The organism is Methylobacterium sp. J-072 (assembly GCF_022829425.1).
In the GTDB taxonomy this organism is placed as follows: Bacteria; Pseudomonadota; Alphaproteobacteria; order Rhizobiales; family Beijerinckiaceae; genus Methylobacterium.
This window is the reverse complement of the sequence record NZ_JAKSYK010000059.1, coordinates 1-5,323: the sequence shown is the minus strand read 5'-3', so window position 1 is coordinate 5,323 and position 5,323 is coordinate 1. Positions and strand designations below refer to the sequence as shown.

General features: G+C 60.5%; 6 protein-coding genes. All 6 read right to left on the bottom strand.

Going from position 1 to position 5,323, the window contains the following annotated elements:
• Positions 1-752: 752 nt before the first annotated feature.
• The 6 genes from MKK67_RS05965 to MKK67_RS05940 all read right to left on the bottom strand — a co-directional run bounded on the left by MKK67_RS05965 (position 753) and on the right by MKK67_RS05940 (position 5,214).
• Positions 753-1,301 carry a hypothetical protein gene (locus MKK67_RS05965; RefSeq protein ID WP_243962790.1) on the bottom strand — a complete coding sequence of 183 codons (549 nt, stop codon included), beginning with the start codon at positions 1,299-1,301 and terminating at the stop codon, positions 753-755.
• 1,986 nt (positions 1,302-3,287) lie between these two features.
• Positions 3,288-3,551 (bottom strand): hypothetical protein, encoded by a 264-nt coding sequence (locus MKK67_RS05960; protein WP_243962789.1) that lies wholly within the window; start codon positions 3,549-3,551, stop codon positions 3,288-3,290.
• Between the two features lie 67 nt (positions 3,552-3,618).
• Positions 3,619-3,798 (bottom strand): hypothetical protein, encoded by a 180-nt coding sequence (locus tag MKK67_RS05955; protein WP_243962788.1) that lies wholly within the window; start codon positions 3,796-3,798, stop codon positions 3,619-3,621.
• 140 nt (positions 3,799-3,938) lie between these two features.
• Positions 3,939-4,388, bottom strand: a complete 450-nt coding sequence (locus MKK67_RS05950; protein ID WP_243962785.1) for a hypothetical protein — start codon at positions 4,386-4,388, stop codon at positions 3,939-3,941.
• Positions 4,389-4,531: 143 nt separating this feature from the next.
• Complete coding sequence (locus MKK67_RS05945; protein ID WP_243962783.1) at positions 4,532-5,002, bottom strand: hypothetical protein; 471 nt, start codon at positions 5,000-5,002, stop codon at positions 4,532-4,534.
• Positions 4,999-5,214: a transcriptional regulator gene (locus MKK67_RS05940; protein WP_243962782.1), complete on the bottom strand. Its 216-nt coding sequence runs from the start codon at positions 5,212-5,214 to the stop codon at positions 4,999-5,001. Before MKK67_RS05940 ends, MKK67_RS05945 begins: the two co-directional genes overlap by 4 nt.
• Between the last annotated feature and the right edge of the window lie 109 nt (positions 5,215-5,323).

Here is a 5,323-nt window from a genome sequence, read left to right as displayed (position 1 = left end):
TTGCATCTATAAATTTCTGCATCGCCACGCTGTCCGCCCGGGGGGGCGGCAATGGACGCAGTGCGGAACTGCATCGGACAATGTCGTGGGTGAACGCGGCTACTGAACTGAAAGCCGCCTTCAGCGCTTCCTTGTAGGCCGACGCGATCCTCCTGCGCTGAGGCAAGGAGGAACTCCATGCGACTGTTTGTTCTCGCCGCGCTCGCTGGTTGTGGCTTTGCCGGTCTGGCTCTTCCCGCCTCAGCTGTGCCGGCTGGCCCTGTAGCTGGCGTCTCTTCGCCTTCCGATATGCTCACTAATGTTCGGATGAGACGTCACCGCATGCATCGACGCTCGATGATGCGGACACAGCGGAAGTACCCCGGCGCCAGCTTCGTCCGAAACACCACCCCTGGTGCACCGGCCGGAAGCAGCGGCGGCAACGGGACGACTGGCAGCTACGCCGCACCGAGCGGGAAGTAGTTCTCGTCTCTCAACTCATTCAGGCCGCCCGATCTGTCATCACGACGGCCTTTCCTGTGTTCGCGACTCTGGTACGGTCGCGACAGTCGCTCGGCGTAACGCACCGAGCGTCCCTGAACTCAGCCCGCCCGGTTCGCTGGCGCGGGCTTTTTCGTGGCCTGAGCTTTGCCATGAGCGTCGGCTCGACGTTGAGACCGCGAGCCAACTTTGCGGCGCGCTCCTAACGGGGTGCGCCGCACCTTCCGCGGCATCGAGCAGAGGCCGGTCGAGTTTCCGCCCGCTCTATATCTTCAGCTCTGGAAGTCGAACAGCAGGGCCGACGCATTGGTGCCCGTGCCGGTCGAGCCGCTTGCCCCGTAGCTTGCGCTACTCGACTGAGAAGCCTGAAGCTGTTGGATAAAGGTCGAGAGCAAGTCGCTTGCGGAAGAACCGCTGGAGGACGTGCTGCTGGCTGAACTCCCGGAGGCATCGGTCCCTGGGGGCGGTCCGGGCGGATGGCCTGGAGGCGGGCCACCAGCCCCGGACACGTAGTCGGCATCCGAGCTTGTGGCGTCGGCAGTCTGGGTCGATTTGCCGTGACTGGCGAACAGGTTCTTCAGCTCCGTAGCTTGGTCGCTCGTGAGGCTGCCGCTGCTGACCTGATCTGAGATCAAGCTGTCGATCCGATCCTTCATCGCCGACGGATCGAGCTTGGTGTTCGTGGCACTACTGCCCGACGTCGAGGATGTCGTGCCTGAAGAAAGACTCGTATCGATCGAGCTGAGAGCACTCGTCAGGGCGGTGGCATCGGTGCTGTTCAGCGTGCCGGTCGTCAGCTCGCTGCTGATCGTGTCGGTCATCCTGGCCTTGCCGGAGCCCTGGGGCGGCGGCGAAGGTCGCTGCGCATAGAGCTGTGAGGTTGTGCTGGAAGAGATGGTACTCACGGAAACGCTCGACATACGGAACTGCCGGAAACGCCCGGCGGCGGGCCCGTGTGCAAATTACCCACGCGTTTCTTAAATCCCCGTTCCGCTCCCGGGCAACTGCCTAGCGCTACTCTGCACCGCGGGCCAAATCGCGTACCGATTCAACCTCCTGCGCCCCATCGGCAGCGACGACGAAGGCGAGGGCGGCGAGGGCGGTGCGCATGGCGGGAGGATAGCCGCTGGGATGGCGGTGTCGAGAGAATGTGCCTCAGCAGAAGGCTAGGAGCATGGACGCCATTGGGAATGGCGTGCTCGAAGCCCGCCTGCGATAGATGCCGCGTGAGGGCAGTCTCAGCTGAGCCTGGCCTCAGCCTCCGGCTCTGGGTCACGTGCCTTGCCGAACTTTCGGTCGAATGCCCAGCGTGTGTAGCGGAGATAGGCCCAACCCGCACCGGCGATGAGAGCGGAGACGATTGCAACTTCGATTAGCATGACCCTAGTCCTCCCTCTGCAGTTCGGTGTGGATGATGAAGTGTGAGAATGCATGTAGGGCTAGGCCGATTGCAACCCAACCCCAGTGCGATTCACGGATAAGAAGCACGACATCTTTCAGGAGGGGTTGAACGAGTCCAATCCCGATCAGCCCTACGCCCAAGCTGCTCAAGCTTGAAGCAACGAGCTTGACACTTTCGTTCCGCCGCCGCGCGGCTAACTTGCGATCGGCAGCACTGGGTCGTCGGGGTGGGCCGCCGCCACCCCCGCCTCCAGTCGGAGTTGAAACAGCTGGGTCGGCCGGGCGAAATTGAGCGCGTACCTGAGCGATATCGACGAGGTTCGATTTAGGCTTCTCGTCAGGATCTGGTTGTCGATAAGGGCCTAAGGCCATTACTTGTTTCGCTTATAAATTGTATACGAAGCAAATATTGCGTGGCTATCAATATCTCCAAACACATGACTGTTAAGAGCCATAAAGATCAACTCGTTCTCAGACTGCGCTATCCCAACCCCATAGCTCAGAACGTTTGATCCAAAGAGCCAAGGTCTAGTTATATGAATTTCCATTGGAGTTAAATCTGTTTTGCTGGTCCATCCCCCATGATCGGTAATCGCAGGATCTATTGTAATATTTAAGTAAAAAGAATACAGATTATCATCGAACGGAAATATCTGCGCTCTCTCGTGCATTTGCAGGAGAAAAGAGCCTGAACCGATAAATTCGTGAGCGCCGACGATAACTTTTGGTACGGGCATCAGTTCGCCCCCTCAGGATCCTCGCGATGACGCACGTAGCCCTGACCGATTAGCCGATCCGTCACGGGCCGCCCCAGAGCCAAGCGGCTCCCATCATCGCTCCTCCAACGCACAGCAAGGCGATTACTAGGTAGCGGTGAAAGCGGTCATAGACGTCAGCGGGCATGGCGGTGGCCTAATAGAGCATCGCCATTGATGGCCGGAGATTGAGGTCGGCGGCTACGTACAAAACTTGACAGTTCTTCAATTCAGATTTCGCGTGATCCACAGGCCACAGCGTCATTCGTCTGAACTGCGACCTACCGGCCCTTAGGCCTTCCTCAGCCGCACCCCCGGCCCCTCGCCGCTCTCCTCGATGAAGATGACGCCGGCGGCTTCGAGGGTGATGCGGCTCACGGCCAAAGCCCAGCTATCTTCAGCGCAGCGCCGAAGACGAGACTAACCGCCCCGAACATCGCGACGCTGAGCCACCACAACACACGATCGAACAGGCTAGGTTTGCGATCGTCACTCGGCGTCTCCGGGGCCGGCCCTGTGGGCCCAATCAGCCGGGTTAGACACTCGGGAAGGGGACGCGCTGACCGATCAGAGCCGTCTTGATCCCCGGCCATCCGCTGACCCTCCTACTACCGCTCCCACCTCAGCGCCTCTTCCACGAGACGGCGGAGGTCAGTGCAGCAGCTTCCCCTGAGCGCTGACAAATGACCCGATCCCTTCACGGGCAACCGCCTCGTTGAAGGCTCGGTAAGCGTGTTTGTCCGACGCGAACCGATAATCCCATACGGTCGATCCACCCTCGTGATCGATGACCTCCAGTTGCCAAGGCTCATCGGGACCAGCGAAGCGGTAGATCTGCACATCGACAGAGATGCCATCGCGGGTGACGATCCCGGAGAGCGGGGAGTGTTCAAGCTCGCGGTTCTCGGTCGCCATGATTGCCTCCGTTAGTTCGCCCCGCAGGATCCTCGCGTCGCCGCATGTCGCCCTGGCCGGTGAGCAGTCAGGAGACGGCCTTCTGCCGCGCCAGCCGCAATGCCTTCAGATGCGCCGTTCGTTCGTCGGCCGCATACTGCTCAGCTTCGACCTCAATCCTGACATTGTCCGCATTCTCCAAACGAGCAATACATCTGGCCGTCCTCGTTCCCGTGTGGCCGCGAACATTGGGGTGGAGAACGGACATGGGTGATCCTCTCGGCCTAGCTTGCCGGACAGGATGCTAAGCCGCGGTATCAGGAACGCCTAGCTTCAAACGCCTGCTCAAACGGCGGCGATCGCATTATGTCAGATAGCCCTTCGCCTTCAGAGGCTCGGCGGTACAGCCTACCTGATCTCGTTGAGGGACGCCTGTAAGTCGGCCCGACAAGCTGTCCCGAACTCCGTGAGGAAGTTCAGCTTACCCTCGCGTGCAAGCTCGCGGATTTCGTGCAGGCTCTGATTGGGCCCGAGATAAGTATCGATCACGCGGTCGATAACAGACCCAGCTGCATCGACCGTCCCCTGCGATGCAGTGAGCTGCATCTTCGCTAGTAAGGCGTAGAGCAGGACCAAGTCTCCGACATCGTCCCGCTCGTGGCTGAGCGCATCGCCGTAGAGGCGGACGGCCTCGGTGATGAACTCGTTGAACAGTTCGATGCGCCTCGCCCGTTCAGCCTCGCGGATTTTATCCTGGAACTGGCTTCGGTGCGTCATCCACGTCGTCATGAACGACGCCAGCGCTCCAATGGTGGCCCCACCCAGGCCGAACATCGCCGAGATGTAAGCCGCGTCCAAATCTGCCTCCTAACCGAGGGCGAGAACTCCATGTCTGTACCGCAGCAGCGCTAAGATCCCCTATTGCTGCGCTTACCCCTTCCGCTCCCGGAACCGGATCCCGGCCCCGCCGCCGTTTCCTGGGATGAACTCCGAGCTGGCGATCATGCCAGATGCGCCGAAGCGACAGCGATCCCGCCAAATTCAGTCATCACCGCGCGCAAAGCTACGTCGTCGCTGACCAACGTGGCGCCGAGTTTCAGGGCCGTCTCGGCGATCACGATGTCTCGGATTTGGTTTAGCTCCTTCTTGGGCGACTTGGGGTCCACCACCTTGAGCCGTGCGAGCATCGCCTCAAACCGGCCGGTGCCGTCGTTCCAATTGGCTTGGTCCCAGCCCGCGCCCTCAATGCCAAAACAGAACGAGGCGGCGGGGACCAAATCCGGATCGACTTCCTCAACGGCCCGCAGCAGAGTGGCGCGGCGGGACGGATCACGCGTCGCCCTGCACTCGTCAGTCTGCACGCCCAGCACGAGAAAGCGTCGTCCGGCCTTACTGGGCACTGGCAGCACGCCGTCGCACACCCGCGAGAACACGTTGGTGTCTAGCATGAAGGCCTCAGGATCGGCGCTCATGGCTTATTCCGTGGTCTCACGCCTGCCGCGTGACCGTTCTCGGGGATAAACTCTAGCCCCGCGGTTTCAAAGGTCCGGCGGATATCAACGAGCTTGTCCGTCATCGTCTTCGGGATGCCGTCGCTCTTCTCCATGCGCTTAATCGTGGTCGCCGAGACGCCGGACACCTCCTCCAGCTTCGCGACCGACCAATTCAGGTAGCCGCGCGCCATCCGTATCTGCGCACCCGTGAGCATCTGACCCTCAAAAATCTAAATTAGGCCACTGTGCGCCCAAAATGGGTTGACATCGGCTGTGATTGGTCCATTTTAGGCCAAGCGC

What these genes read in the sequence shown, in the direction of transcription:
- MKK67_RS05965 (WP_243962790.1), bottom strand. Translation starts at nt 1,301, where the DNA reads ATGACCGACACGATCAGCAGCGAGCTGACGACCGGCACGCTGAACAGC.
- MKK67_RS05960 (WP_243962789.1), bottom strand. Translation starts at nt 3,551, where the DNA reads ATGGCGACCGAGAACCGCGAGCTTGAACACTCCCCGCTCTCCGGGATC.
- MKK67_RS05955 (WP_243962788.1), bottom strand. Translation starts at nt 3,798, where the DNA reads ATGTCCGTTCTCCACCCCAATGTTCGCGGCCACACGGGAACGAGGACG.
- MKK67_RS05945 (WP_243962783.1), bottom strand. Translation starts at nt 5,002, where the DNA reads ATGAGCGCCGATCCTGAGGCCTTCATGCTAGACACCAACGTGTTCTCG.
- MKK67_RS05940 (WP_243962782.1), bottom strand. Translation starts at nt 5,214, where the DNA reads ATGGCGCGCGGCTACCTGAATTGGTCGGTCGCGAAGCTGGAGGAGGTG.